Genomic DNA, 24,430 nt, shown 5'->3' with positions numbered 1-24,430 from the left:
CATGACTCCGACCCGTATCGCCCTTCTCGCTCTGGGCGTGATCGTCCTGATCGCGCTCGGCATGGTCTTCTTCACCGTCCGCGAGGACCAGCAGGCCATCGTGCTGCAATTCGGTGACCCGGTGCGCGTTCTCAACGACGACGATGCCGGCCTCCACGCCAAGCTGCCGATCGCGCAGGACGTCGTCTATCTCGACTCCCGCAACCTCGAATTCGACCTGTCGCGGCCGATCGAGATCATCGTCGCCAACGAAGAACGCCTGCTCGTCGACGCCTTCGTACGTTACGAGATCACCGACCCGCTGCAATACTTCCAGCGCTTCAGCCAGGGCGCCCGCGACGCCGAGACCATGCGGCAGAGCTTCAACAACCGCCTGACCAACGTCCTGGGCGAAGCGATGCGGCAGGTGCTCGGCGAGGTGCAGATCCGCGACATCATCACCGAGCGCCGGGTCGAGCTGATGACGGCGATCCAGCAGGCTGTCGCCGAGGAAGCCCGGCAGTTCGGCGTCCGGATCATCGATGTCCGCATCCGCCAGGCGGACTTCCCGCAGGAGAACGCGGTCAACGTCTATCAGCGCATGATCTCGGACTATAACCAGCAGGCAGAGCGCATCCGCGCCAACGGCACGCGCCGGGCGCAGGAAATCCGGGCCGAAGCCGACAAGCAGGTCACCACGATCCTCGCCGAGGCGGAGGAGCAGGCGCAGATCACCCGCGGTCAGGCGGACGGCCAGCGCAACGCGATCTTCGCCGAGGCCTATACCCGCGACCCGGAATTCTTCGCCTTCTACCGCTCGCTCGACGCCTATCAGCAGGCGCTGCGCGACGGGGAGACGACGATCATCCTGTCGCCCGACTCCGAGTTCTTCCAGTATTTCGGCAATGCGGGCAGCCAGCCGGCGCAGTAATTCGCAGGGCGAAACTCCGTTATGCGAGGGGCGGCGCTGGACCGGCGCCGCCCCTCGCGTCATTCTTGGCTGACAGTTCGGCCGCTTCGCGCCTCGAGCCGGAGCGACGAGCACGAACGGGGAGTGACGACGTGACCGAGGCGACCCTCGAAGACGCCCGCATGCCGACGCCGCTGCCGCGCAACTATCCGCGCGCCTTCAAGCGGATGTACGATCTGACCCGGAACAAGGAGGACACGACCTTCGTCTTCGACGTCATCCGGGCGGTCAACGGCGACAGCATGGTGCCTGCCTTCAGGCGGTTCTGCGCGTCGGACGTGGCGCGCCGCTACATGGCGGACAGGCCCTACCTCCTGCGGGCGCTCGATGACCGGACGGCGCTGCTCGCTCTGCCCGTCGGCACGCTCGGCCGGACCTATGCCGAGTTCATGCAGGCCGAGGGCCTCGACACGAACGGCGTGCAGGAGGCGGCGATCGCCGCGGGCGTGGATTACGACCTGTTCGCGCGCGAATATCCCGCCTTCTACGCCTTTTCCTGGGCCAACAATCTCAGCCACGACCTGCATCACATCGTCAGCGGCTATGGCCGCGACGGCCTCGGCGAAACGGCGCTCCTCGCCTTCAACCACAAGCAGACGGGCTCTGCGGGCGCGGCCTTCATCGCGCATTTCGGCGGCCTCAAGGCGCGCCTCGACGCGCCCCGCGTGCCGGTGGGCCGCATCATCGCGGAGGCCAAGCGCAATGGCCGCGATGCGGAGGATTTCGTGACCACCGACTGGGTGCCGCTTCTCGAGCGGCCCCTTCAGGAGGTGCGCGAGCGGCTCAAGGTACGACGCCCCGCCCTCTACGAAGCGGTGCCCAAGGAAACGCTCGATTTGATCGGCCAGCCCGAGCCCGCTTAAAGCGGTGTCGTGACCCCAGCTCTCTATCTTCTCACGCCGAGCGGGATCGGTCCCGATTTCGCCGATCCTCTCGCCGCCGCGCTCGATGCGGGGCTCGGCAGCCCCGCCGAGGTGGCCTGCGTCCAGCTCCGGATGAAGGATGCTCCCGACGACGCGATCCTGCGCACGGCGGAGGCGCTGCTGCCGGTCTGCGCGGCGCGCGGTGTCGGCCTCTTCGTCAATGACCGGGCGGATCTTGCGAAGAAGGCGGGCGCCGACGGCGTCCATCTCGGCCAGTCCGACGGCAGCGTGGGGGAGGCGCGGCACCTCTTGGGCGAAGACGCCGAGATCGGCGTGACCTGCCATGACAGCTATCACCTCGCCATGCAGGCGGGAGAGGCGGGCGCGGACTATGTGGCGTTCGGCGCTTTCTACCCGAGCGGCACGAAGGACGCGGCCTATAAAGCGGAGCCCGAGCTCCTGACGACTTGGCAGGCGATGACGGTCCTGCCCTGCGTCGCGATCGGCGGCATCACGCCGCAGACGGCGCCGCTCCTCCTGCGCGCGGGCGCGGATTTCCTCGCCGTCTGCGGCGCGGTCTGGAACCATGCCGAGGGGCCGGAGGCTGCGATCGCGGCATTCGCGCGCGCCTTGCAACCTCAAGGCGACGCCCTCTAAGACCTGAAGCGGGTTCCGGGAGGGGCGCGATGCCGCGCTTGCTGACCAGTCTTGCCGTCTGCTGCCTGCTTCTGGGCACGCTCGCCTTCGCGCAGGAGGCCCCGACCGAGGCTGCGCTCGATGCCCTCCGCCGCGGCGCGTATGACGAGGCGCGGGCGCTGCTCGAGCCGCTGGCATCCTCCGATCCCGAGGCGGGCTACATGCTCGGCTTCCTCGCTGCCCGCGGCCTCGGCATGGAAAAGGACGCGGCTGCCGCGCGCCGCCTGTTCACCGAAGCGGCCATGGCCGGGCAACCCGATGCGCAGCATGCCCTCGGCCAGCTCGCCTATACCGGGCAGGGCGTGCGCCTCGACTGGCAGCGCGCCTATGGCTGGTTCGACCGCGCGGCGGCGCAGGGACACGTCAAGGCGCTCTACATGCTCGGCCTGATGCATGCCGAAGGCCAGCACGTGCCGCAGGACCTCGGACGGGCCGCGGATCTCTATGAGCGGGCGGCGCAGGCGGGGCATGCCGATGCGCAGCACCAGCTCGGCTCGCTCTATCTTCGGGGAAAGGGGCGTCCCCGCGACCCGCAGGAGGCGGCGCGCTGGTTCCGGGCGGCGGCGAGGGCGGGCCATGCGGAGAGCCAGTACGATCTCGCCCTGCTGCTCGAAGCCGAGCGCCTGCCGGGGCCGCCCGATCTCGAAGAGGCGGTGGTGTGGATGAACGCGGCCGCGGAGGCGGGACTGCCCCGGGCGAAGCTCTCCCTGGCGCTCCTGCACCTCAATGGCAGGGGCGTGCCGCAATCGGACCGCGAGGCCCTGCGATGGTTCCGCGCCGCGGCGGATGACGGCGAAGGCGAGGCCATGTTCTACTACGCCGCCGCCATCGCCGACGGCCTGGACGGCGCTCCTGACTATCACGCTGCGCTCCTCTGGGCGGAGCGGGCTCTGGCGGCGGCCGGGGGCGAGCTGCCCGAGATCGTCGCCGAACGCAGGCTCCTGCGCGATCAGCTGGCCGCGCAGATCGCGGCGCTCGCGGCCGCGCGGAAGCCGCCGGAGCCGCAAAGGGAAGAGCGGGTGGCGGAGGCCGCGCCGGAGCGGGAAGCGCCGCCCGCCCGAGAAGAGCGCCGCAGCGGCGGCCTGCGATGGTGAACAGGCCCGGCAAGGCTACCGGCTGCCCCAGAGACCTGCTTTAACGCGCCGATGCAGCACAATTTCCGTATCCTGGGAATCGATCCCGGCCTTCGCCATGCCGGGTGGGGCGTTCTGGACTCTCTCGGCTCGCGCCTGCGTTTCGTCGCCTGCGGCGTCGTCAAGCCGCCGCAGAGCGGCGATCTGCCGAGCCGGCTCGCCGCTCTCGCAGAAGGTCTCGAAGAGGTTCTCGCCGCCTACGCGCCGCAGGCGGCCGCCGTCGAGGAGACGGTGGTGAACGCCGGCGCGCGCTCCGCTCTCAAGCTCGGCCAGGCGCGAGGCGTCTGCGTCCTCGTGCCCGCGCGCGCAGGGCTGCCGGTCGCCGAATATACCGCGACGCGGATCAAGAAATCCGTCGTCGGCACGGGGCGGGCGGACAAGACGCAGGTCGCGGCCATGGTCAGCCGCCTCCTGCCCGGCGCGAGGCTCGACAGCGCCGATGCCGCCGATGCGCTCGCCATCGCGATCTGCCATGCGAGCCATGCCCAGACCGCCGTGAGGATGGAGGCCGCATCGTGATCGGACATCTGTCGGGCAGGGTCCTCAGCGTGGCCGAGGACAGCGCCATCATCGTGGCGGGCGGCGTCGGCTACGAGGTGTCCGGCACGCCGCGCCTCCTGATGCGCCTGTCGCCGGGCGAGCCTGCGGCGCTCGCGATCGAGACGCTGGTCGCCGAGACCTATATCCGCCTTGTCGGCTTCGAGACCGAGGCGGAGCGGCGCTGCTTCCGCCTGCTTCAGACCGTGCAGGGCGTCGGGGCCAAGGCGGCGCTGTCGATCCTCCAGGTTCTGAGCCCGGCGGGCCTTCTCGACGCCATCGCGGTCGGGGACAAGGCGGCCGTGGCGCGCGCACAGGGGGTGGGGCCGAAACTCGCCCAGAGGATCGTCACCGAACTCAAGGACAAGACGGCCGGCATCGCGATGAGCGTGCCGCACGCCGATCTCGCCGAGCGGCTGGACGGCGAGCCCGCGCAGGACGGCGCATCGCCGGGGGCGGGTATCAAGGCCGACGCCGTCACCGCGTTGATCGGGCTGGGCTTCGATGACAGCCTCGCCCGCGAAGCCGTCATCGCGGCGCAGGATGCGGCCGATCAGGGCCTCGAAGCGCTGATCACCGCCGCGCTCAAGGGGCTTTCGAAATGAGCGAGACCCGAATCACCAGCGGCGCGGCGAACGCCGAGGACGCCGATGCCGCGCTGCGCCCGCGCTCGCTGGCTGACTTCACCGGCCAGGCCAAGGCCAAGGACAACCTTTCGGTTTTCGTGCAGGCCGCGCGCCAGCGGGACGAGGCGATGGACCATGTCCTGCTCTCGGGGCCGCCCGGCCTCGGCAAGACGACGCTGGCGCAGATCGTCGCGAACGAGCTCGGCGTCGGCTTCCGCCAGACCTCGGGGCCGATCATCTCCAAGGCGGGCGACCTCGCAGCGCTCCTCACCAATCTCGAGCCGCGCGACGTCCTCTTCATCGACGAGATCCACCGCCTGACCCCGACGGTGGAGGAGGTGCTTTATCCTGCGATGGAGGACTATTCCCTCGACATCCTGATCGGGGAGGGGCCGTCTGCGCGGTCGGTGAAGATCGACCTGCCGCGCTTCACCCTGATTGGGGCGACCACGCGCTCTGGCCTCCTGACAAAGCCGCTTCTCGACCGCTTCGGCATTCCCCTCCGGCTCGACTTCTATACCGAAGAAGAGCTGATGCGGATCGTCTCGCGCGGGGCGGGCAAGCTCGACGTGCCGATCGAGGAGGACGGGGCGAGAGAGATCGCCCGCCGCTCGCGCGGCACGCCGCGCGTCGCGGGCCGCCTTCTGCGCCGGGTGCGCGACGTGGCGGCGGTCGAGGACACGCTGCCGATCACCGCGGCGGTGGCGGACAAGGCGCTTCGGCGCCTCGATGTCGACGCGCTCGGGCTCGAGACGCTGGACCGGCGCTATCTGACCAAGATCGCGGAGGATTTCGGCGGGGGTCCGGTCGGCGTCGAGACCATTGCCGCGAGCCTTGCCGAAGCCCGCGACGCGGTCGAGGATGTGATCGAGCCCTTCTTGCTCCAGCAGGGCCTGATCCAGCGCACGCCGCGCGGGCGGATGCTCACCGACAGGGCCTACCGGCATATCGGCCTCGCCGTGCCGCAGCGGGCGGGGAGCCTGTTCGAATGACGCATGAACTCCAGGTGCGCGTCTATTACGAGGACACCGACTTCTCCGGCGTCGTCTATCACGCCAACTACTTACGCTTCTTCGAGCGGGGGCGGACCGAGGCCATGCGCGCCGCCGGCGGCAGCCATGCGGAGATGCTGGAGGCCGACGAGCCGCTCGCCTTCACCGTGCGGAGCCTCTCCATGGACTACATGCGCCCGGCGCGAATCGACGATCTCCTCACGGTGCGCACGACCCTCTCGGAGGTGCGGGGCGCGCGCATGGTCTTTGGCCAGGCGGTGCTGCGGGGCGAAGAGGTGCTGGCGGCCGGCGAGGTGACGGTCGCCTGCATGACGATGGAGGGGCGCCCGCGCCGCCTTCCGCCCGCGCTCAGGCGCCTCTTCGAACGGACATTGTCGCCGCCCGGGAACTAACGCGCAAAACCCGTCTCCAGCAGGCAGCGCGCGCGTTGCGCGGGGCAAACCCGTGTGCTACCCGCCCGCCGATATCCGGCGCCCTCGCGCCGTTCGCTCAATTCCATCCGTCGCCGGGTCCGCCCCGCGCCCCCGCCAACCGGGAGCTTTCCATGTCCGACGACCGGTCCGAAGTCGCACAGCGTTACGCCAGCGCCTTCTTCGACCTCGCCAAGGAGCAGGATGTCGTCCCTGCGCTCGAAAGCGACATGCGCGGCCTGCGCGGCGCGCTCTCGCAGTCCGATGACCTGCGGCGTCTTGTCGCATCCCCCGTCTTCGATGCCGACGAGAAGACGCGCGGCATGAAGGCCGTCCTTGACAAGATGGGCGCGCATGCGCTGACCCAGAACCTGGTCGGGCTTCTTGCCCGCAATGGCCGCCTGTTCGCGCTCGACGGCATTGCACGCGCCTTCCTCGATCAGGCTGCCAAGAGCCGGGGCGAAGTCTCGGCCGAGGCCGTCTCCGCCCATCCGCTCAGCGCCGATCAGACCACGGCGCTGCGCGCACAGATCGAAGCGGCCGTCGGCAAGGCCGTGAATCTCGAAACGAAGACCGATCCGTCTCTTCTGGGCGGCCTTATCGTCAAGGTCGGCAGCCGGATGATGGATTCTTCCCTGCGTACCAAACTGAGCCGGCTGCATGGCCGACTGAAAGAGGCATAAGTCATGGAACTGAACGCCGCTGAGATCAGCTCGATCCTCAAGCAGCAGATCAAGGACTTCGGCAAGGAGGCCGAAGTCTCCGAGATCGGGCAGGTGCTGTCCGTCGGTGACGGCATCGCGCGCGTCTATGGTCTCGACAATGTCCAGGCCGGCGAGATGGTCGAGTTCGAAGGCGGCGTGCGCGGCATGGCGCTGAACCTCGAAGCCGACAATGTGGGCGTCGTCATCTTCGGCGACGACACCGGCATCAAGGAAGGCCAGACGGTCAAGCGGACCGGCGCCATCGTGGACGTCCCCGTCGGCAAGGGCCTTCTGGGCCGCGTCGTCGACCCGCTGGGCAATCCGATCGACGGCAAGGGCCCGATCGAATCGACCGAGCGCCGCCTCGTCGACGTGAAGGCGCCGGGCATCCTGCCGCGGAAATCCGTGCACGAGCCCGTCCAGACCGGCATCAAGTCGATCGACGCCATGATCCCGATCGGCCGCGGCCAGCGGGAACTCGTCATCGGCGACCGCCAGACCGGCAAGTCCGCGATCTGCGTCGACGCCATGCTGAACCAGCGCGAGCCCAATGCCGCCGCGGCGGACGACAAGGGCAAGATGTTCTGCATCTATGTCGCCATCGGCCAGAAGCGCTCGACGGTCGCCCAGATCGTCAAGACGCTCGAGGACAATGGCGCGCTCGACTATACGATCGTCGTCGCCGCCACGGCCTCCGAGCCTGCGCCGCTCCAGTTCATCGCGCCCTTCGCCGGTTGCGCCATGGGCGAGTATTTCCGCGACAACGGCATGCATGCCACGATCGTCTATGACGACCTGTCCAAGCAGGCCGTGGCCTATCGCCAGATGTCGCTCCTCCTGCGCCGTCCGCCGGGACGCGAAGCCTATCCGGGCGATGTCTTCTACCTGCACTCCCGCCTGCTCGAGCGCGCGGCGAAGCTGAACGAGGATCATGGTTCGGGCTCGCTGACGGCGCTGCCGATCATCGAGACGCAGGCGAACGACGTGTCCGCCTATATTCCGACCAACGTGATTTCGATCACGGACGGCCAGATCTTCCTCGAGACCGACCTCTTCAATCAGGGCATCCGCCCGGCCGTGAATGTCGGCCTGTCGGTGTCGCGCGTCGGCTCGGCCGCGCAGATCAAGGCGATGAAGCAGGTCGCGGGCAAGATCAAAGGCGACCTCGCCCAGTACCGCGAGCTTGCGGCCTTCGCCCAGTTCGGCTCCGACCTCGACCCGGCCACGCAGGCGACGCTGAACCGCGGCGCCCGCATGACCGAGCTCCTCAAGCAGCCGCAATACTCGCCGCTGCTGGTCGAGGAGCAGGTGGTCGTCCTCTTCGCCGGCACGCGCGGCTATCTCGACAAGGTCGAGACGTCAAAGGTGCAGGAGTTCGAGGCCGAATTCCTCCGCCACATGCACGCCAAGCATGCCGATCTGCTGACGACGATCCGCACCGAGAAGAAGCTCTCGGACGAGACCGACGCCAAGCTGACGAAGATCCTCGACGAGTTCGTGAAGAGCTTCGCATAACGACCGGTCGGAGGGCGGCAGAGCCGTCCTCCGGATCGGCCACCGGCCGGGGCGGGAGCGCTGTGAGGCGCTCCGGGCCGGTTCGAAGACATCAAAGGGCGAATTGCTGTGCCTAGCCTCAAAGACCTCAAGGACCGCATCGGTTCGGTCAAATCCACGCAGAAGATCACCAAGGCCATGCAGATGGTCGCGGCGGCGAAGCTGCGCCGGGCCGAAGAGGCAGCGACGGCTGCGCGGCCCTATGCCGATCGCATCGAGACCGTGCTGTCGAACCTCGCCGCCGGCATGACGCCGGGCGCGCCGGGACCGAAGCTTTTGACCGGGACCGGCTCGCAGCGCACGCATCTCCTCGTCGTCGCCACGGCCGATCGCGGCCTCTGCGGCGGCTTCAACTCCTCCATCGTGCGCCAGGCGCGCGAGCGGATCGTCGAGCTTCAGAGCCAGGGCAAGGAGGTCAAGCTCTTCCTGGTCGGCAAGAAGGGCTATGACCAGCTCAAGCGCCTCTATGGCGATCTGATCCTCGAGCGCTTCGACACCTCCGAGGAAAAGCGGGTCACCTTCGAGCAGGCCAAGGGCATCGCCGACCGCCTCCTGACCCTCTACGAGGACGGCGCCTTCGACGTGGCGACGATCTTCTATGCCCGCTACCAGTCGGTCATCTCGCAGGTGCCGACGGCGACGCAGATCCTGCCGGCGAGCCCCCCCGAGCGGGCCGACGCATCGGCGCCCAAGGCGCCTTACGAATACGAGCCGGACGAGGAAGCGATTCTCGAAACCCTGCTGCCGCGCTACGTGGCGGTGCAGGTCTTCCGCGCCCTGCTCGAGAACGCGGCCTCCGAAGAGGGCGCGCGCATGACGGCGATGGACAACGCCACGCGCAATGCGGGCGATCTCATCGACAGCCTGAACCTATCCTACAACCGCGCTCGCCAGGCGCAGATCACGACGGAGCTGGTGGAAATCATCGCCGGCGCCGAGAGCGTCTAGACGCTCGACCGAACGAAAGGGACCGAAAGCATGGCACAGGGACGCATCGCGCAGGTGATCGGGGCGGTCGTGGACGTCGAGTTCGACGACCACCTGCCGTCGATCTTGAGCGCGCTCGAAACCGACAATCACGGCAACCGCCTCGTCCTCGAGGTCGCCCAGCACCTCGGCGAGAACACGGTGCGCACCATCGCGATGGACTCGACCGAAGGCCTCATCCGCGGCCAGGCCGTGACCGATACGGGCGAGGCCATCCAGGTCCCCGTGGGCGAGGGCACGCTCGGCCGCATCATGAACGTCATCGGCGAGCCGGTGGACGAGCTGGGCCCGATCCCCTCGGATATCCGCCGCCCGATCCACGCCTCCGCGCCGCCCTTCGTCGAGCAGTCGACCGAGGCCGAAGTGCTGGCGACCGGCATCAAGGTCATCGACCTTCTCTGCCCCTACGCCCGGGGCGGCAAGATCGGCCTGTTCGGCGGCGCCGGTGTCGGCAAGACGGTTCTCATCCAGGAACTGATCAACAACATCGCCAAGGTGCATGGCGGCTACTCGGTCTTCGCCGGCGTCGGCGAGCGGACCCGTGAGGGCAACGACCTCTACTGGGAAATGATCGAGTCCAACGTGAACAAGGACCCGAGCAAGAACAACGGCTCGGCCGAAGGCTCGAAAGCCTCCCTCATCTACGGCCAGATGAACGAGCCGCCGGGCGCCCGCGCCCGCGTCGCGCTGACCGGCCTGACCGTCGCCGAGCATTTCCGCGACCAGGGCCAGGACGTCCTCTTCTTCGTCGACAACATCTTCCGCTTCACGCAGGCGGGCTCCGAGGTGTCGGCGCTTCTCGGCCGCATCCCCTCGGCCGTGGGCTATCAGCCGACCCTGTCCACCGACATGGGCGCGATGCAGGAGCGGATCACGACGACCACCAAGGGCTCGATCACCTCGGTCCAGGCCGTCTATGTGCCGGCCGACGACCTGACAGACCCCGCGCCGGCGACGACCTTCGCCCACCTCGACGCGACGACGGTTCTGAACCGCTCGATCGCCGAGAAGGGCATCTATCCGGCCGTCGACCCGCTCGATTCCACGAGCCGGATCCTCGATCCGCGCATCGTCGGCGAAGAGCACTACAACGTGGCGCGCGGCGTTCAGCAGATCCTCCAGCGCTACAAGTCGCTGCAGGACATCATCGCCATTCTCGGCATGGATGAGCTGTCCGAAGAGGACAAGCTGACGGTCTCCCGCGCGCGGAAGGTCGAGCGCTTCCTGTCGCAGCCCTTCGACGTTGCCGAGGTCTTCACCGGCAGCCCGGGTATTCAGGTGCCGCTCGAAGAGACCGTGAAGGGCTTCAAGGCCCTGATCGCGGGCGAGTACGACCACCTGCCCGAGCAGGCCTTCTACCTGGTCGGCGGCATCGACGATGCCATCGCCAAGGCCGAGAAGATGGCCGAAGCGGCTTAAGCCCGCTTTTCTTCACGACAGGCCGCGGCGGCGAAAATGCCGCTGCGGCCCAGCCGTCCTTAGCGGCGGCAAGCATGATGACGCGGAGCGTGCCTCCGCACGCAGCAAGGCGACGACGCGATGCCCAAGCTTTCCTTCTCTCTCGTCTCTCCCGAGCGCGAGCTGTTCTCGGGCGAAGCGGATTCCGTCTCGATCCCGGGCACCGAAGGCGTGTTCGAGGTCCAGGCGGGACACAGCCCGCTCATGTCGACGCTCAGCCCCGGCATGCTGACCATCCGCGACGGCAGCCGCGAGCGGAAGCTCTATGTCCGCGGCGGCTTCGCGGATGTCTCTCCGGACGGTCTGACCGTGCTGGCCGAGACGGCGATTCCCGAGGACGAGCTCAAGGGCGATGTCCTCGGCGCCCAGAAGCAGGCCGCCCAGAAAGCGCTATCTGCGGATTTGAGCCCCGAGCAGCAGCTCGAGGCCCAGCGCGCGGTCGACGTCCTCTCGACCTATTGAGCCTCGCCGGCCTCCCGCTCGCGCTTGAAGCGGGAGAAGCCGGACTCTATCTCCGTCTCGCTCGACCTGGCGGCGTCGGCTCTCCGCTCGCAATCGCGTCGCTCATCGCCCACCAGCGTGTTTCCCGCATAGCTGTGACCGGAATACCGGTCTTGGCTCTCCGCGATCTCGCAGGTCATGCGATGCGTGTTGGCGCAGGATGCGCAGGCGAGAAGAGCAAGCAGCGTGGCGCTTGGAAGGATGAGGCGGATCATGGAGGTCCCGGACTGGCGGCAGCGCGAGGCTAGCCCGCGCCGCGCGTCCGGCGCCAGTGCGCGGCAGCCGACGGTTCGGTAAGGTGGTCTACTCCGCCAGGACGAAGGTCACCTTCATGGCGACCCGGTACTCCTTGATCCCGCCATTGCCGTCGCATTCGACCTTCATGTCCTGGACCCAGGCGCCCTGGACGTTCTTGAGCGTCTTGTTCGCTCTCTCGATGCCGAGCTTAACCGCCTCGTCGAAGCTGTTCGGCGAGGCGGCGATGATGTCGGTGACGCGGGCTACGCTCATGGTCTCTCTCCCGAATGAATGCAGGGAGTGGAGTCTCCGCGCGGGGCCCGGTCAAGCGGGAGCCTCAGCGCCCCGCTTCTCGCGCCGCCTGCGGGCGAAGATGTTGAGCATCTCCACGAAGGCCGAGAACGCCATGGCGGCATAGATATACCCCTTGGGCACATGGAAGCCGAACCCGTCCGCCATCAGCGTCGTGCCGATCAGCAGGAGGAAGCCCAGCGCCAGCATTACGACGGTCGGGTTCCTGGCGATGAAATCGCCCAAGGGATCTGCCGCGAAGAGCATGACGGCGACAGCGACGATCACGGCCACGAACATCACCGGCACGAAATCGGTCATGCCGATGGCGGTGAGGATCGAGTCGATCGAGAAGACCATGTCGAGGAGCAGGATCTGCACGATCACGGCGCCGGCGGCCCGGGTGCCCTTGTCGGCCACGCCGCCTGCATGATCGACATCCGGGTCCATGGTCTCGTGGATCTCCCGCGTCGCCTTCCAGACGAGGAACAGGCCGCCCGCGATCAGGATGAGGTCGCGCACCGAGAAGCCATGCCCGAACGCCTCGAAGAGCGGATCGGTCAGCTGGACGATCACGGTGATCAGCGACAGGAGCGCGAGGCGCAGGACGAGCGCCCCGGCAATGCCGATCCGCCGCACCCGGCTCCGCTGCGCTTCGGGCAGCTTGTTGGTGAGGACCGAGATGAAGATGAGGTTGTCGATCCCCAGGACGACTTCCATCACGATCAGGGTCGCGAGCGCGGCCCAGGCGGCGGGGTTGGACAGAAGATCGATCAAACCGGACACTCCTTCGGCAGGTCGATGCGGAACGCCGCGGCAGGGCTTCGGGTTCCGAAGGCGCGGCGAAGCCTGCACAATCCATTTCTCCCGCCGCTAGCGGTTGACGAATCGCGGCTTTCGCCCCAGATGCCGCGCTTGCGTCACACAGGATTCGCATGGCCAAGGAAGAGCTGCTCGAGTTTTCCGGTACGGTGGAAGAACTTCTGCCGAACGCGACCTTTCGCGTGAAACTCGAGAACGACCACGAGATCATCGCCCACACCGCCGGCAAGATGCGCAAGAACCGCATCCGCGTCCTGGCAGGGGACAAGGTCCTCGTGGAAATGACGCCCTATGATTTGACCAAGGGCCGGATCACCTATCGCTTCAAGTAGAGGCGGGGCGGGGTGTCCGTCATGACGCGTCCGCCGCTGATCCTCGCCAGCGCCTCGCCGCGCCGCCGCGACCTTCTCGCGCAGATCGGCGTCACGCCCGAGGCCATCGACCCAGCCGACATCGACGAGACCGAGCGCGACGGCGAACTGCCGGCGCCGCTGGCGGTGCGCCTCGCCGCCGAGAAGGCGAGGGCGGTCGCGCCGCGTCATGAAGGGGCGATCATACTCGCCTCGGACACCGTCGTCGCGGCCGGACGGCGCATCCTCCCCAAGGCCGAGGACGAGGCGACGGCGGAACGCTGCCTGCGCCTTCTTTCCGGCCGGTCGCACCGCGTGCATACGGGGCTGGCCGTTCTCGGCGCGGACGGCGTCGAGCGGACGCGCCGGGTGGAAACGCGGGTGAAGGTCAAGCGGCTGAGCGATGCCGAGATCGCGGGCTATCTCGCTTCGGGCGAATGGCACGGCAAGGCCGGCGGCTATGCCATCCAAGGCGCTTTCGCCGCCTTCATCCCCTCCATCATCGGTTCTTATCCGGGCGTCGTCGGCCTGCCGCTCTACGAGACGGCGAACCTCCTGCGGGCGAGCGGCTATGTGACAGGCGGTGCCTCGTGAGCGTTCTTCTCGTCGATCGAACCCCTCTGGAGCTGCGCATCGGCCTGCTCGAAGAGGACCGCGTCGTCCGGCTGCATCACGAATATCCGCAGCGGGTAGAGCCTCGCCTCGGCGCGCTCTACCAGGGCAGGGTCCACTCGAAGGATAACCGCCTCGGCGGCGTCTTCGTCGATCTGGGAAGCGCGCAGGGCTTTCTTCCCGCCGAAGGCCGCGCAATGCCGCCGCTCGGCGCCTCGCTGACCGTCGGCATCCGGCGCGAGGCCATCGGCGACAAGGCGGCGCAGCTGGTCGCGAATCCCGCCCTGCGGCTTCCCCTTGCGACCGTGCGGCGAAGGGATGGCGAGCTCGCCTGCGCGCCGGGGCCGATCGGGGCGCCCGAAGACGGCGAGGAGGATGCGCTGCGTCTGGCGGGCGAAGCCTTCGCGGAGGGCGAGGCTGGCCCGCGTTCCGTGCCGGCGCCGCTCATCCGCGCGGTGACGGGCCTTCTGACGCGGGAGATCGAGGAGATCCACGTGACGGATGCCGATGCGGCCGCCGCGCTCCGCGAGGCCCTCGGCCCCGAAGCGGACCGGGTCGCGCTTGCCGAACCCGCTGCCCTGCGGGCCGTGCTGGACGAGGCGGAGGAGGAGGCGCTCTGGCGGATCGTTCCGCTGCCGGGCGGCGGACGGCTCGTCTTCGACGAGGCCGAGGCGCTGACCGCCATCGATGTCGATCTCGGCCGCCAGGAGGGACGCTCGGCGAAGGGCGCGGCGGAGCGGGCCTTTGCGGCTCTCCTGCCCGTGCTCGGGCGGCAGGGGGCGCTGCGCTCGCTTGGGGGGCAGATCGTGATCGACCTTCCGCGCCGCGCCGCCCCTTCGCCGAAGATCCTGCGCGACCGCCTGACAAAGGCGCTTTCGCCGCTCGGCCGCGTCAGCATTCCGGCGGTGACGGGGGAGGGGATCTGCGTGGTCATCGCGCCGCGCCCGGTGCCGGGCCTTCTCGAACGCCTGACCGAGCCCGGCGAGGGGAGCGTACTGCCGGGCCGCCGCCTGAGGGCCGACGTGCTCGCCGCCCGCAGCTACCGGCTGCTCGAAGCGCGCCTTCTCGCCGACAGGTCCGGCTCGTGCACTTTGTCTTGCCCGGAGCGGGCGCTTCCCCATCTTGAAGGAGAAGCGGCAGAGGCGCTGCGCGCCCGCTACGGCGCCCGCTTCACCCTCTCCGCAACGTCATCCGAGGAGCCGCATGTCCGCTGACGCGCGAAAGTCAGGTCCCCGCTGCCCGATCTGCAAGAAGCCGAGCGAGAAGGCCTATGCGCCCTTCTGCTCGCGCCGCTGCGCGGACGTGGATCTCAATCGCTGGCTGTCCGACGGCTACGCCATCCCGGGCGCGGCGGACGAAAGCGCGCGGGAGCCGGACTAGCCGTCTTCCCGCTCTGCGCTGTCCTGCGTCGCGCCGACTTCGTCCTCGGCGATGGGGTCGATGCGCAGGATGAGGACCGGCTCGACCGGCACTTCGGCATCGAGGCCCGTGCCCGCGGGGCCGGGACCCGTTTCCACTGCTCCGATCGCGTCTGCGACCGCCATGCCCGCGACGACATGGCCGAAGACGGTGTAGCCCGCATCCATGTCGTAGGTGTCGCCGGTCCGGTCGAGATCGGGATTGTCGCGCAGGTTGACGAAGAACTGGCTCGTCGCGCTGTCGGGGTCGCTATAGCGCGCCATGGCGATCGTGCCGCGCTCGTTCCTGAGCCCGTTCGACGCTTCGTTGACGATCGGATCCCGCGTCGCCCGCTCATAGAACTGCGCGCTGAAGCCGCCGCCCTGGATGAGCGTGTCCGGAATGACCCTGTGGAAGATCAGCCGGTCGTAATAGCCGCTGGTGGCGTATTCGAGAAAGTTCTCGGTCGTGACGGGAGCGGCCTCCCGTTCGAGCGCCACGTCGATATCGCCCATCGACGTCTGGATCCGCGCGAACTGCGCCGCCTCCTGATCGTCCTGCGCGGCAGCCGGCGCGATGGCGACGACAAGCCCGAAAAGCGCGGCGAGAGCGGTTCTCATGCGATGATGTCCGGCAGGATCTCTTCGTGAAGAGCCGTGATCTGATCCTTCAGCGCGAGCTTGCGTTTCTTGAGGCGCTGGATCGTGAGGCGGTCATAGGGCATCCGCTCTTCCATCGTCGTGATGGCCTGATCGAGATCGCGATGCTCCTCCTCGAGCTGGGCGATCTTCATGCGGATCGCCTCGTCATTGGCCGCTTCGACCTCGTCCGACGCGGGAGGCGAATCGTCGGCCGGGTTCCGGCCATCGCCGTCGATCGCTTTCAGCTTCGGGGTATCGTCATCGGTCATTCGGCATCCTGCGCGAGCGTTTGCGGGCCAGAACGGGTGGACCGTGCTCGATCGAGAAGCGTCTCGAACAGCGCGACCGGGCTCTCCGGGCCAAGGTCATCGGCCAAGACGACCGGCATTTCAAGGTGGGCGCGGCTTATGGAGAACAGCCGCCGCGCCTCGTGCCCGGCTTCCGCGCCGCCGCGCAGGCCCGGCGGCCCGGCGAGCATGCGGGTCGCCGCTTCGAGGCGGAGCTGGACCAGCCGCTCTCCGGCGAGTTCCGCTTCATAGGTTTCCCGCCGGAGCCTCACCAGCTCTACGAGCGGATAGCCGGGGTGGGGCGCGGAGAGATAGCGGCGGACCTCCCGCAGCCTGCGCACGACATAGGCGTCCATCGGCTCGATATGGTCGAGGATGCGCCTGGCCTCCTCCTCCTCGAGCACATAACCGGAATGGGCGGTCCAGACGCACCAGAGCGCGACATTGGCGTTGATCGAGTAGCGATCCTGCAGGGCGAGGGAGACCCGGCGCGCTTCGGCGTCGCGCAGCAGCGCGGTCGACCAGGTCCAGAACCTGTCGTGAAGCTGAACCCCGGCTTGCCGAGGCGCGGACGCCGAGATCTGTTCGCTCACCCTGCCCATCTAGCGCTCCGGCGGCGGAACGGAAAGCGGCGCAACAGCCCGCGGCTGCGGGGCATGCGGCCTGAGCTCCGAATCACGGTTTCAGGCGGAACCGCCATCAGTTCGTGACAGGACGGCGAAGAAAATGGTCATCTGTCAGGCGTCACTCGAAAGGAGACTCTTCATGTCGATAGACGCTCGTCTGGATACCCTCGGCCGCCGCCACCAGGAGCTCGAGTCCGCGCTGCACGAGGAGCTGCGTCATCCCGCCTTCGACGACAAGAAGGTGCACGACATCAAGAGACGGAAGCTCGCCATCAAGGACGAGATACAGACCCTTCAGACCAAGCGATTGTCGAGCTAAGGCCCATGCGTTCGGCTCGTCCGGGATCGATATCCCGGACGGGCCCCAAAAAAGGCAGGCGAGGTAGAGACATGGCCGGCAGATCGGTGATCGTGACGGGAGCCGGCGGCGGCATAGGGCGCGCAGTGGCGCTCCGCTTCGCCCGCTCCCACGATAAGCTCATCCTCACCGACGAAAGCGCGGCCAAGGGCGACGCGCTCCGGATCGAGATCGAAGAGGCGGGCGGCACCGCGTCCTTCATCGAAGCGGACCTGCACAAGAAGCTCGACGTGCACAACATCCTGGCCGAGGCGCTCGACGTCTATGGCGAGGTCAACGTGCTCGCCCACTGCGCGAGCCATTTCTACGCGGCCCCCTTCCTCGAGACGACGAATGAGGATTTCGACCGCGTGCTGGACCGGAACCTTCGGGCGGCCTTCCTTCTCAACCGCGCGGTCGCCAAGCAGATCATCCGGCAGGCTGGCGCGGTGACCGATGGCGGCGTCGATACCGCCCGCTCCGGCGCCATCGTCAACGTGGTCTCGACCGAGGCGGTGACCGCGAGCGCGGATCACGCGCTCTTCGCGGCGAGCCAGGGGGGCATCCTGCAGATGACGCGCGCGGTGGCGATGACGCTGTCCCCCTATGGCGCGCGCGCCAATGCCGTCGGTGTCGCGGCCATCAAGGAGGAACTCGAGGAGACGGAGATCGTCACCAGCCAGGAAAAGAAGGACGCCATCGCCGCGACGCCGCTCGCCCGCCGGGGCGAGCCGGAGGAGGCGGCGGGCGCCGTGCATTTTCTCGCGGCGGGAGAAGCCTCCTTCATCACGGGACAGACGCTGTTCGTCGATGGCGGGCGCCTGGCCAGCCATGTGGGGCCCAAGAAGGAACATTGACCGGCGCCGAGGCGTTCGTTGCCGCATGAGGCAGTGACAGAGCGGGAGGACGCCGGCATGGCAGGATCGGACAGGGGCCAGCGCGCGCGCAAACCGTGGCAGATTCCGGCCCGGGGCTGGATCTCGGTCTTCGGCCGCGTCCGCAAGGAGATGGGCCGGGACCATATCGGGCTCGTCGCGGCCGGATGCGCCTTCTACGCGCTTCTCGCCCTGTTCCCGGCGATCGGCGCCGGGGTCTCGATCTGGGGACTGGTGGCCGATCCCGACCAGATCGTGCAGCAGATCGACGGTTTCACCTCGACCATGCCGTCCGAGGCCGCCGAGATCATCCACGCTCAGGCGGCCGATGCGGCAAGCGAGGATACCGGCGCCGCGGTCGGTGCCATCATCGGCATCCTCCTGGCGGTCTTCAGCGCATCGAAGGGCGTGAAATCGCTGACCGAAGGCATGAACATCGCCTATGACGAGGATGATCAGCGCGGCTTCCTGCGTCAGACGCTAGTCAATATCACCCTCACCATCACCGCGATCGTCGGCATCGTCATGGGCTGTCTTCTGGTGATCGCTCTGCCGGCGGCGCTGGGCAGCCTCGGCCTGCCCGCCTATGCGAATGTCCTCGCCGTCGTGGTGCAGTGGCTGGTCCTGATCGGCGGTGCCTTTTTCGGCTTCGGCGTGCTCTACCGCTTCGGCCCCGCGCGGGAGGACGCCCGCTGGGAATGGGCGAGCGGCGGCGCTCTGGTCGCCGTGATCCTCTGGATCGCCGGGTCGGCCCTGTTCACCGTCTATGTCGCGAATTTCGCATCCTACAACGCCACCTATGGCGCGATGGGCGCTGTCGTCATCCTCCTGATGTGGCTCTATTTGACCGCCTTCGCGACGCTTCTGGGCGCCGAGGTGAACTGCGAACTCGAGCGTCAGACCCGCCGCGACACCACGACCGGTCCCGCCCAGCCCATGGGCGAGCGGGGCGCGCATGCCGCCGACACCGTGGCGGAACCGGCGGGCTGAGGATCAGGCGAATTCGTCGAGCCAGCGCAGGAAGAGCGTCTCGTTGCGCGAGAGCTTCTTGCGCGCGCTGATCTTCGGCCGGAGCGTCCGGATCTCGCCGACCAGCCGCTCCTCCCTGACCGCCTCGATGATGGCCGGGTGGACATAGGCCTTGCGGGCCACGGCGGTCGTGTTGCGAAGCCGCTCGGCGGCGGCCTCCACGACGTCGCCGATGCCCGCATCCTCCGAGAAGCCCGCCTCGAAGGCGGCGAGGCTGCCGGCCCATGTGCGGAACTGCTTGGCCGTCACCGCCTCGCCGAAGACCTCTTCGAGATAGGCGTTCACATCGGCGCTGTTCAGATGGTGCAGCTCGCCGTCCTGCTCGTACTGGAAGAGCGGCTGGCCGGGCAGGTCGTGCAGCTTGTGGACGAGGCGGGTGAAGCGCCGGTCCGTCAGCGGCAGGTGGACTTCCCGCCCGCCCTTGGCCGTGAAGACGAAGCTGTCCGCCTCGAGGTGTTCGTGGCGCAGCGTGGTCGCGCCGAAGCTCTCATTCTCTTCGGCATAGGCCTCGTTCCCCACGCGCAGCGCGTGCGTGTCGAGAAGGTAGAAGACCGCCGCCAGCAGGCGTTTCTTCTTGAGGCCATGGGTGTGCCACGCCTCCTCGTTGCGGGCGCGGGCCCGGCCGAGATGGTTTCCGAAATCGGCCAGTTCCGCGAATTTCAGCTCGTCGCGGAAGCGGCGCCATTCGTCATGATAGCGATAGGTCTTGCGCGACCGGCTGTCCCGGCCCGTCGCCTGGAGGTGTCCATTGGCATCCGCGCAGATCCACACATCCGTATAGGCCGGCGGAATGGCCAGCGCCTCGCACCGCTCCCGCAGGGGCCCGCTCGTGATCAGGCTCTCATCGGGAGCGTGATAGGAAAAGCCCCTGCCGCGCCGGACCCGGGTAATGCCAGGCTCCTCGTCGGTCGAGTAGCGCAGGCCCGCCTTGCGCGCATGCAGCTCGGCCTCGGCATGGGCGTCGCGATCGGTGCTCATGGACCCACTCCTTCCTCGAGCCTCGAGATCCGCAGCGTGCCCGCGCCGCGTTCCGAAGCGGCGCGCCGGCGCAGCCGCGCCATCGCTTCGGCGATGTCCTGGCGTTTTCCCTCGGTCGAGAGCTGGTCGGCGCAGGCCTTCGCGAAGGTTTCCGCCGAGCGGAGCAGCCGCTCGCGGTGATCCTCGTCGGAGAGCCGGATGAGCAGGTCGTCATAGACCTCCAGCATGATGGGCGCGACCGTGGGGTTCCTGGCCGCGTCGGTCGCCAGCCGGTCGAGGGTGAGCCTCACCACGTCTCCGAAGCTCAGGACAGGCCGCCGGATGCGCGGCACCCCCTCCTCGTCGGAGTGGATCGACTGGCGGCACTTGCCGCTGCTCGCCCGCTCGATGATGGCGGTCAGGTGGCGCAGCACGTCCGTGGCCGTGAACGGATCGTTGATGCCCGGAGAAAGCGCCCGGAAGGCGATGGTGCAGAGTTCGTCGAGAGTGAAGGCGACGTCCTCGTCGGGCGTGCGGCGCCGTCCCCAGGCGAAGGCATGGCGCAGGGCCGTCTGCGCTTCCTCATCGGGCAGGGCCGGGGTGAGCCGCGCGAGGACCGAGAGGGGCGTCACGAAATCGCCGGGGCGGACGAGGATATCGGCCTGCAGATCGTGCTCCTTGGCGAGTTCGACCAGCTTCTGGGTTCCGATCGTCGAGATATAGCCGCGGCCTTCCCCGCAGAGCAGGGGATCGCCCTCTCCGGTGAGGAACTCCGTCTTCCGGCCGGTCCCGCTCGCCGCGGCGTCCCGCGGCGGGTTGAGCGGCATCTCGTCATCGAGGAGGTGCAGCGTCTGCTCGGCGATGCGGGCGACGATGTTGGAGATGTGCAGCATCGCCAGCATGTGCGCGATGAAGGCGATCAGCATGCCGATCGCGGCAGCGGCGAGGGCAAGGGCGCCGAGGATCGCGAGCGCGGGAACGAAATCCTTCTCCCCCGCCTGCACCGTGAAGAGGGCCGTCGTGCAATAGGCGAAGGCCGCCAGCATGAGCCCCAGCGTCGCCTGGGCCTGCCGGTCGCGCTGATATTGCGGCAGGACATGGGGGCCGTACTGCCCCGAGGCGAAGACGATCGTCGCCAGCGTCACCGAGAACACCACGCCGGCGACCGACAGCATGGAGCCGCCGATCGTGCTCAGGAGCGTCCGGGCGCCTTCGGGCGTGGTCGGCCCCAGGAGGAGGTCCTGGGGCAGGAGGCCCTCGCCGACGAACTGGTCGAGCAGGGTGAGGCCGATCGCGAGGAGGACGCCGCCCAGGATCAGGGTCAGGGGCAGGAACCAGTAGCTCGAAATGACCGCTCGATAGGTGGCCAGGACCCGTCCTGAAAACACGCATTGCTCCTTTTGGGCTTCGCGTGGCAACGCCCCGTGCCGCCGGGTCGTTCCCCGGCTGCGGCCGACGGTCCTACCAAAGCTTGTGCGAACTCCCCGCTCTTCCCATTGTTACTATAAGAGAACACACCAAGGAGGCGCCCGTGCATCCCAAGGCTGGCGGAAGACGATCTGTGAAGGCGGCGGCGCTTGCTGCCGCGCTATCCTTGGGCGTAGCCGGCTGCGCCTATAACGAAGAACTCGGCCGCAACCAGCTGATGTTCGGCGTGGGCGAGGATTCGATGGCCGAGGCCGGCTCCGCCGCCTGGCAGGACATCAAGGAACAGCAGACGATCAGCCGCGATTCGCGCTATACGGAGCGCCTGAACCGCGTCGCGCCGCGCCTTCTGCGCGCCTCCGGCGAAGATCCCGCGGAATGGGAATATCTCGTCTTCGAGGATCCGACGCTCAACGCCTTCGCGCTGCCCGGCAAGAAGATCGGCATCCATACCGGGATCATGGACATCATGCAGAACGACGCGCAGCTCGCTGCGGTCGTCGGCCATGAGATTGCCCATGTCGAGTACAACCACGCCGGCGAGCGATCGAGCCAGAACCTTCTCGCCCAGCTCGGCCTCGTGGGGACGTCGATCGCGCTCGGTTCGCGCTGCGGCGACAATCCGCGGGCCGGTACAGACTGCTCGCAGAACGCGCAGCAACTGGCGCAGGTCCTGGGTGTGGGGGCCATGTACGGCCTGATCCTGCCTTACAGCCGCAAGCACGAGCTCGAGGCCGATGCGGGCGGCGTCCGCTATATGGCGCGGGCCGGCTATGATGCGAGCGAGGCGCTCGAATTCTGGACGCGCATGGCGCAGGCGAGCGCCAATCAGGAGCGTCCGGCGGAATTCGCCAGCACGCACCCCGCGACCGAAACCCGCATCGAGAACCTCCGCCGAGAGATCGCGCAGCTCGGCCAGGGCACCTGATCGGCGCTTGAAACCCATAGCCGCGAGGTCTAAGGCCTCGCGGCGTGCCGCCTTAGCTCAGTAGGTTAGAGCGCTTGATTGTGGATCAAGAGGTCCCCCGTTCGAACCGGGGAGGCGGTACCATCCGACAGTCTAGTTCGAGCGCGGTGTGTTACCGCGATAACATCGGACAGTGGCGTCCGCCCGCGAACTCGTCGAAGCCCGGACGGAAGCCCCCGTTCGCTCATGCAGTCCTGGCGGGCCCCGCCCGGCCTCGCCTGGTGGAGGGGCCGCGCCGGTCAAAGCGTTTGGTTTCGGTGTTTCAGGGCGTTAGAGAGCGCGCGAACCGATCCCTCGGGCTTAGGCATGAGTTTCGACAAAACGCGAGCGAACGACACCGGTGAAGAGACGCAGGCGAATGCCAATGAGCGCCTGCGGGCGATGGACCTGCTCGGCGATTACGGCAAGATCCGCCTCTGGAAGGCGCTCTGCGAGAACGCGACCCTGGCCATGTTCGTCATGGATGAGCAGCAGCACTGCATCTACATGAACGGCTCGGCCGAGCGCCTCACCGGCTACACGCTGGCCGAGACCTTGGGGCGCCCGCTGCACGACGTCCTTCATCACACCCGGCCCGACGGCTCGCCCTTCCCGCTCGAGGAATGCCCGATCGACCGGGCTTTCCCGGAGAAGCACCGGGAGCAGGGCGAGGAGGTTTTCGTTCACAAGGACGGAAGCTTCTATCCGGTCGCCTACACCGCAAGTCCGCTCGAAGACGATGAGGGGCGCCCGATCGGCACGATCATCGAGGTGCGGTCCATCGCAGAGGAGAAAGCCACCGCCGAGCGGCTGACCCAGACAGAACGCCGCCTGCAATTCGCTCTGGCGGCCGGGCGGGCGATCGGGACATGGGAATGGGACATCCAGGCCGATACCATGCGGACGGATGCGCGGTTCGCCAGGATGTTCGGCATCGACAAGGGGAGGGCGGGAGAGGGGATGCCGCTCGCATCCTTCCTGGCTGCGATCCACGAGGAGGATCGGCCGCGGGTCGAAGCCGCCATCGCGGAGGCGGTGGAGAGCGGAGAGGAATTCGAGGAAGAGTATCGCGTCACCACCGCCGACGGCGAGGAGGCGTGGCTTTTGGCGCGCGGCAAGTGCTTCCGCGATGCCGATGGCGGGCCGGACCGCTTTCCCGGCGTGGCTGTCGACATCACGACACAGCGGGCCCATCTCGCCCGGCTTCAGCTGCTCGCCGATGAACTCAACCACCGCGTCAAGAACACGCTCCAGACCGTCCAGGCCATCGCGGTTCATTCCCTGCGCGGCCGAGATGGGGATGCATCGCGCCATGACGACTTCGTCGCGCGCATTCAGGCCTTGTCCGCCCTGCACAACCTCCTGACCGAAAGCCAGTGGGAGAAGACGGACCTCGAATCGGTCCTGGAGATGGCGCTGGCACCCTATCGGCAGGACGAGGAACGCGGAGGCGGCGACCGCTTCGCCTGCGAGGGGCCCTTTGTCCCGCTGACCCCGCAGCGCTCGCAGGTCTTCTCCATGGCGCTTCACGAGCTTGCGACGAATGCCGCGAAATACGGCGCGCTCCTCGTCCGGACCGGCTCGGTGAGCGTGCGCTGGTCCTTCGACGCCGATACCCGGGAGCTCCGCCTCGTCTGGCGGGAGAGCGGAGGGCCGGAGGTCGCGCGGCCGGAGCGCGAAGGCTTCGGTACGCTCATGCTGACGCGCATCCTCGCCCGCGACATCCAGGGCGCGATCAAGATCGAGTATCCGCCCGAAGGAGTGGTCTGCGAGATCACCGGGACGGTATAGGATCGTCCGGATGATCGAGAGCCCCAAGACAGCCTTTCTGGTCGAGGACGAGTCGCTGCTGCTCATGATGCTCGAGCAGACGATGATGGATCTCGGCTATGAAGTCGGCGCGACCGCGTCGAGCGTCGCGGGCGGGCTGGAGGCCCTAGCCGGCCCGGCGAAATACGACGTGGCCGTTCTCGACGTGAACCTCGCCGGAGATCAGTCCTTCCCGCTCGCGCGCAAGCTTCTCGAACGGCGCATCCCCGTGGTCTTCGTGACGGGCTATGGCCGACGGGGCATCCCCGAGGAATTCGGCGACTGTCCGGTTCTGCAGAAGCCCTATACCACGGCGATCATGGAGCGGGCCTTGCGAGAGCTGGCATAGCCGCTCCG

The 24,430-nt window shown here is 67.9% G+C and carries 31 protein-coding genes and 1 tRNA gene; 24 read left to right on the top strand and 8 right to left on the bottom strand.

All coding sequences use genetic code 11. The features are described 5' to 3' along the window. Position 1 precedes the first annotated feature (1 nt). The 13 genes from hflC (at position 2) to atpC (ending at position 11,392) form a co-directional block, all read left to right on the top strand. On the top strand, positions 2 to 910 hold the full coding sequence (gene hflC, locus IE88_RS0104375) for a protease modulator HflC (protein ID WP_031550708.1): 909 nt from the start codon (positions 2 to 4) through the stop codon (positions 908 to 910). Between the two features lie 131 nt (positions 911 to 1,041). Further along, a complete protein-coding gene (locus IE88_RS0104370; protein WP_051881502.1) occupies positions 1,042 to 1,812 on the top strand; it encodes a Coq4 family protein in 771 nt (256 codons plus the stop codon). A gap of 9 nt (positions 1,813 to 1,821) precedes the next feature. Then, complete coding sequence (gene thiE / locus IE88_RS0104365) at positions 1,822 to 2,469, top strand: thiamine phosphate synthase (RefSeq protein ID WP_031550703.1); 648 nt, start codon at positions 1,822 to 1,824, stop codon at positions 2,467 to 2,469. 29 nt (positions 2,470 to 2,498) lie between these two features. Continuing rightward, positions 2,499 to 3,602 carry a tetratricopeptide repeat protein gene (locus IE88_RS17125; RefSeq protein WP_051881501.1) on the top strand — a complete coding sequence of 368 codons (1,104 nt, stop codon included), beginning with the start codon at positions 2,499 to 2,501 and terminating at the stop codon, positions 3,600 to 3,602. Between the two features lie 51 nt (positions 3,603 to 3,653). Further along, positions 3,654 to 4,160 carry a crossover junction endodeoxyribonuclease RuvC gene (gene ruvC, locus IE88_RS0104355; RefSeq protein ID WP_031550697.1) on the top strand — a complete coding sequence of 169 codons (507 nt, stop codon included), beginning with the start codon at positions 3,654 to 3,656 and terminating at the stop codon, positions 4,158 to 4,160. Continuing rightward, a complete protein-coding gene (gene ruvA / locus IE88_RS0104350) occupies positions 4,157 to 4,783 on the top strand; it encodes a Holliday junction branch migration protein RuvA (protein WP_031550694.1) in 627 nt (208 codons plus the stop codon). Before ruvC ends, ruvA begins: the two co-directional genes overlap by 4 nt. Beyond that, a complete protein-coding gene (gene ruvB, locus IE88_RS0104345; protein ID WP_031550691.1) occupies positions 4,780 to 5,796 on the top strand; it encodes a Holliday junction branch migration DNA helicase RuvB in 1,017 nt (338 codons plus the stop codon). Before ruvA ends, ruvB begins: the two co-directional genes overlap by 4 nt. Then, positions 5,793 to 6,209 carry a tol-pal system-associated acyl-CoA thioesterase gene (gene ybgC / locus IE88_RS0104340; protein WP_051881500.1) on the top strand — a complete coding sequence of 139 codons (417 nt, stop codon included), beginning with the start codon at positions 5,793 to 5,795 and terminating at the stop codon, positions 6,207 to 6,209. The genes ruvB and ybgC overlap by 4 nt, the downstream gene beginning before the upstream one ends. Before the next feature lie 152 nt (positions 6,210 to 6,361). Beyond that, positions 6,362 to 6,910, top strand: a complete 549-nt coding sequence (locus tag IE88_RS0104335) for a F0F1 ATP synthase subunit delta (protein ID WP_031550684.1) — start codon at positions 6,362 to 6,364, stop codon at positions 6,908 to 6,910. 3 nt (positions 6,911 to 6,913) lie between these two features. Next, positions 6,914 to 8,446 carry a F0F1 ATP synthase subunit alpha gene (gene atpA, locus IE88_RS0104330; RefSeq protein ID WP_031550682.1) on the top strand — a complete coding sequence of 511 codons (1,533 nt, stop codon included), beginning with the start codon at positions 6,914 to 6,916 and terminating at the stop codon, positions 8,444 to 8,446. 108 nt (positions 8,447 to 8,554) lie between these two features. After that, positions 8,555 to 9,433: a F0F1 ATP synthase subunit gamma gene (locus IE88_RS0104325; protein ID WP_031550678.1), complete on the top strand. Its 879-nt coding sequence runs from the start codon at positions 8,555 to 8,557 to the stop codon at positions 9,431 to 9,433. A 30-nt stretch (positions 9,434 to 9,463) separates the two neighbouring features. Then, a complete protein-coding gene (atpD, locus tag IE88_RS0104320) occupies positions 9,464 to 10,891 on the top strand; it encodes a F0F1 ATP synthase subunit beta (protein ID WP_031550675.1) in 1,428 nt (475 codons plus the stop codon). Between the two features lie 120 nt (positions 10,892 to 11,011). After that, positions 11,012 to 11,392, top strand: coding sequence for an ATP synthase F1 subunit epsilon (atpC, locus tag IE88_RS0104315; protein WP_031550672.1), 381 nt, complete (start codon positions 11,012 to 11,014; stop codon positions 11,390 to 11,392). On the opposite strand, the gene IE88_RS0104310 is transcribed toward atpC, so the two are convergent. The 3 genes from IE88_RS0104310 to IE88_RS0104300 form a co-directional block, all read right to left on the bottom strand. Then, on the bottom strand, positions 11,386 to 11,646 hold the full coding sequence (locus tag IE88_RS0104310) for a hypothetical protein (RefSeq protein WP_031550668.1): 261 nt from the start codon (positions 11,644 to 11,646) through the stop codon (positions 11,386 to 11,388). The genes atpC and IE88_RS0104310 overlap by 7 nt on opposite strands. Before the next feature lie 88 nt (positions 11,647 to 11,734). Then, positions 11,735 to 11,941: a dodecin family protein gene (locus IE88_RS0104305; protein WP_031550665.1), complete on the bottom strand. Its 207-nt coding sequence runs from the start codon at positions 11,939 to 11,941 to the stop codon at positions 11,735 to 11,737. 51 nt (positions 11,942 to 11,992) lie between these two features. After that, positions 11,993 to 12,745 carry a TerC family protein gene (locus IE88_RS0104300; RefSeq protein ID WP_031550662.1) on the bottom strand — a complete coding sequence of 251 codons (753 nt, stop codon included), beginning with the start codon at positions 12,743 to 12,745 and terminating at the stop codon, positions 11,993 to 11,995. 149 nt (positions 12,746 to 12,894) lie between these two features. Between IE88_RS0104300 and infA the strand changes: the two genes are divergently transcribed. From infA to IE88_RS0104280, 4 genes are read left to right on the top strand one after another with little or no spacing between them, the layout of a single operon-like run. Continuing rightward, a complete protein-coding gene (gene infA, locus IE88_RS0104295) occupies positions 12,895 to 13,113 on the top strand; it encodes a translation initiation factor IF-1 (protein ID WP_031550659.1) in 219 nt (72 codons plus the stop codon). A 21-nt stretch (positions 13,114 to 13,134) separates the two neighbouring features. Further along, a complete protein-coding gene (locus IE88_RS0104290) occupies positions 13,135 to 13,725 on the top strand; it encodes a Maf family protein (RefSeq protein ID WP_031550656.1) in 591 nt (196 codons plus the stop codon). Beyond that, complete coding sequence (locus IE88_RS0104285) at positions 13,722 to 14,957, top strand: ribonuclease E/G (RefSeq protein ID WP_031550653.1); 1,236 nt, start codon at positions 13,722 to 13,724, stop codon at positions 14,955 to 14,957. The genes IE88_RS0104290 and IE88_RS0104285 overlap by 4 nt, the downstream gene beginning before the upstream one ends. After that, positions 14,947 to 15,123: a DNA gyrase inhibitor YacG gene (locus tag IE88_RS0104280; protein ID WP_031550650.1), complete on the top strand. Its 177-nt coding sequence runs from the start codon at positions 14,947 to 14,949 to the stop codon at positions 15,121 to 15,123. The genes IE88_RS0104285 and IE88_RS0104280 overlap by 11 nt, the downstream gene beginning before the upstream one ends. Here IE88_RS0104280 and IE88_RS0104275 read toward each other — a convergent pair. The 3 genes from IE88_RS0104275 to IE88_RS17115 are packed head-to-tail and all read right to left on the bottom strand — an operon-like array spanning position 15,120 to position 16,662. Next, complete coding sequence (locus IE88_RS0104275; RefSeq protein ID WP_081871433.1) at positions 15,120 to 15,761, bottom strand: peptidylprolyl isomerase; 642 nt, start codon at positions 15,759 to 15,761, stop codon at positions 15,120 to 15,122. The genes IE88_RS0104280 and IE88_RS0104275 overlap by 4 nt on opposite strands. Continuing rightward, complete coding sequence (locus IE88_RS17120; protein WP_051881499.1) at positions 15,758 to 16,051, bottom strand: YdcH family protein; 294 nt, start codon at positions 16,049 to 16,051, stop codon at positions 15,758 to 15,760. The genes IE88_RS0104275 and IE88_RS17120 overlap by 4 nt, the downstream gene beginning before the upstream one ends. Next, positions 16,048 to 16,662 carry a TIGR02444 family protein gene (locus IE88_RS17115; RefSeq protein WP_162178294.1) on the bottom strand — a complete coding sequence of 205 codons (615 nt, stop codon included), beginning with the start codon at positions 16,660 to 16,662 and terminating at the stop codon, positions 16,048 to 16,050. The genes IE88_RS17120 and IE88_RS17115 overlap by 4 nt, the downstream gene beginning before the upstream one ends. Before the next feature lie 172 nt (positions 16,663 to 16,834). On the opposite strand from IE88_RS17115, the gene IE88_RS0104260 reads away from it, so the two are divergent. The 3 genes from IE88_RS0104260 (at position 16,835) to IE88_RS0104250 (ending at position 18,897) form a co-directional block, all read left to right on the top strand. Then, positions 16,835 to 17,014: a YdcH family protein gene (locus IE88_RS0104260; protein WP_031550636.1), complete on the top strand. Its 180-nt coding sequence runs from the start codon at positions 16,835 to 16,837 to the stop codon at positions 17,012 to 17,014. Positions 17,015 to 17,085: 71 nt separating this feature from the next. Continuing rightward, entirely contained in the window at positions 17,086 to 17,889 is an 804-nt protein-coding gene (locus IE88_RS0104255; protein WP_031550634.1) for an SDR family NAD(P)-dependent oxidoreductase, read from the top strand. 57 nt (positions 17,890 to 17,946) lie between these two features. Then, a complete protein-coding gene (locus IE88_RS0104250; protein WP_031550631.1) occupies positions 17,947 to 18,897 on the top strand; it encodes a YihY/virulence factor BrkB family protein in 951 nt (316 codons plus the stop codon). Between the two features lie 3 nt (positions 18,898 to 18,900). Here the strand turns inward: IE88_RS0104250 and IE88_RS0104245 are convergent, their stop codons facing one another. Together IE88_RS0104245 and IE88_RS0104240 are read right to left on the bottom strand one after the other, a co-directional pair. Beyond that, positions 18,901 to 19,914: a DNA topoisomerase IB gene (locus tag IE88_RS0104245; protein WP_036766594.1), complete on the bottom strand. Its 1,014-nt coding sequence runs from the start codon at positions 19,912 to 19,914 to the stop codon at positions 18,901 to 18,903. Next, positions 19,911 to 21,281, bottom strand: a complete 1,371-nt coding sequence (locus IE88_RS0104240) for a DUF2254 domain-containing protein (RefSeq protein ID WP_051881497.1) — start codon at positions 21,279 to 21,281, stop codon at positions 19,911 to 19,913. The genes IE88_RS0104245 and IE88_RS0104240 overlap by 4 nt, the downstream gene beginning before the upstream one ends. A 143-nt stretch (positions 21,282 to 21,424) precedes the next feature. On the opposite strand from IE88_RS0104240, the gene IE88_RS0104235 reads away from it, so the two are divergent. From IE88_RS0104235 to IE88_RS0104220, 4 genes are all read left to right on the top strand, one after another. Further along, positions 21,425 to 22,246, top strand: coding sequence for a M48 family metallopeptidase (locus IE88_RS0104235; protein ID WP_036766593.1), 822 nt, complete (start codon positions 21,425 to 21,427; stop codon positions 22,244 to 22,246). 46 nt (positions 22,247 to 22,292) lie between these two features. Beyond that, positions 22,293 to 22,369: transfer RNA gene (locus tag IE88_RS0104230), tRNA-His, on the top strand. A 222-nt stretch (positions 22,370 to 22,591) separates the two neighbouring features. Then, entirely contained in the window at positions 22,592 to 24,055 is a 1,464-nt protein-coding gene (locus tag IE88_RS16295) for a PAS domain S-box protein (protein WP_031550620.1), read from the top strand. Positions 24,056 to 24,065: 10 nt separating this feature from the next. Beyond that, the gene (locus tag IE88_RS0104220) at positions 24,066 to 24,422 is read left to right on the top strand and encodes a response regulator (RefSeq protein WP_031550617.1); all 357 of its coding nucleotides are present in this window, start codon (positions 24,066 to 24,068) and stop codon (positions 24,420 to 24,422) included. Positions 24,423 to 24,430 lie beyond the last annotated feature (8 nt).

Origin of the sequence: Parvularcula oceani, assembly GCF_000733125.1 — a bacterium.
GTDB classification, from domain to species: domain Bacteria; phylum Pseudomonadota; class Alphaproteobacteria; order Caulobacterales; family Parvularculaceae; genus Parvularcula; species Parvularcula oceani.
Note: the sequence above shows the minus strand (reverse complement) of the source record. Positions and strands in the feature narration are given on the sequence as shown.

Excerpts from the sequence above, each read along its gene's own strand:
- hflC (WP_031550708.1), top strand. The coding sequence starts at position 2 with ATGACTCCGACCCGTATCGCCCTTCTCGCTCTGGGCGTGATCGTCCTG.
- IE88_RS17125 (WP_051881501.1), top strand. The coding sequence starts at position 2,499 with ATGCCGCGCTTGCTGACCAGTCTTGCCGTCTGCTGCCTGCTTCTGGGC.
- ruvC (WP_031550697.1), top strand. The coding sequence starts at position 3,654 with ATGCAGCACAATTTCCGTATCCTGGGAATCGATCCCGGCCTTCGCCAT.
- ruvB (WP_031550691.1), top strand. The coding sequence starts at position 4,780 with ATGAGCGAGACCCGAATCACCAGCGGCGCGGCGAACGCCGAGGACGCC.
- ybgC (WP_051881500.1), top strand. The coding sequence starts at position 5,793 with ATGACGCATGAACTCCAGGTGCGCGTCTATTACGAGGACACCGACTTC.
- IE88_RS0104335 (WP_031550684.1), top strand. The coding sequence starts at position 6,362 with ATGTCCGACGACCGGTCCGAAGTCGCACAGCGTTACGCCAGCGCCTTC.
- atpA (WP_031550682.1), top strand. The coding sequence starts at position 6,914 with ATGGAACTGAACGCCGCTGAGATCAGCTCGATCCTCAAGCAGCAGATC.
- atpD (WP_031550675.1), top strand. The coding sequence starts at position 9,464 with ATGGCACAGGGACGCATCGCGCAGGTGATCGGGGCGGTCGTGGACGTC.
- atpC (WP_031550672.1), top strand. The coding sequence starts at position 11,012 with ATGCCCAAGCTTTCCTTCTCTCTCGTCTCTCCCGAGCGCGAGCTGTTC.
- IE88_RS0104310 (WP_031550668.1), bottom strand. The coding sequence starts at position 11,646 with ATGATCCGCCTCATCCTTCCAAGCGCCACGCTGCTTGCTCTTCTCGCC.
- IE88_RS0104305 (WP_031550665.1), bottom strand. The coding sequence starts at position 11,941 with ATGAGCGTAGCCCGCGTCACCGACATCATCGCCGCCTCGCCGAACAGC.
- infA (WP_031550659.1), top strand. The coding sequence starts at position 12,895 with ATGGCCAAGGAAGAGCTGCTCGAGTTTTCCGGTACGGTGGAAGAACTT.
- IE88_RS0104290 (WP_031550656.1), top strand. The coding sequence starts at position 13,135 with ATGACGCGTCCGCCGCTGATCCTCGCCAGCGCCTCGCCGCGCCGCCGC.
- IE88_RS0104280 (WP_031550650.1), top strand. The coding sequence starts at position 14,947 with ATGTCCGCTGACGCGCGAAAGTCAGGTCCCCGCTGCCCGATCTGCAAG.
- IE88_RS0104275 (WP_081871433.1), bottom strand. The coding sequence starts at position 15,761 with ATGAGAACCGCTCTCGCCGCGCTTTTCGGGCTTGTCGTCGCCATCGCG.
- IE88_RS17120 (WP_051881499.1), bottom strand. The coding sequence starts at position 16,051 with ATGACCGATGACGATACCCCGAAGCTGAAAGCGATCGACGGCGATGGC.
- IE88_RS0104260 (WP_031550636.1), top strand. The coding sequence starts at position 16,835 with ATGTCGATAGACGCTCGTCTGGATACCCTCGGCCGCCGCCACCAGGAG.
- IE88_RS0104255 (WP_031550634.1), top strand. The coding sequence starts at position 17,086 with ATGGCCGGCAGATCGGTGATCGTGACGGGAGCCGGCGGCGGCATAGGG.
- IE88_RS0104250 (WP_031550631.1), top strand. The coding sequence starts at position 17,947 with ATGGCAGGATCGGACAGGGGCCAGCGCGCGCGCAAACCGTGGCAGATT.
- IE88_RS0104245 (WP_036766594.1), bottom strand. The coding sequence starts at position 19,914 with ATGAGCACCGATCGCGACGCCCATGCCGAGGCCGAGCTGCATGCGCGC.
- IE88_RS16295 (WP_031550620.1), top strand. The coding sequence starts at position 22,592 with ATGAGTTTCGACAAAACGCGAGCGAACGACACCGGTGAAGAGACGCAG.
- IE88_RS0104220 (WP_031550617.1), top strand. The coding sequence starts at position 24,066 with ATGATCGAGAGCCCCAAGACAGCCTTTCTGGTCGAGGACGAGTCGCTG.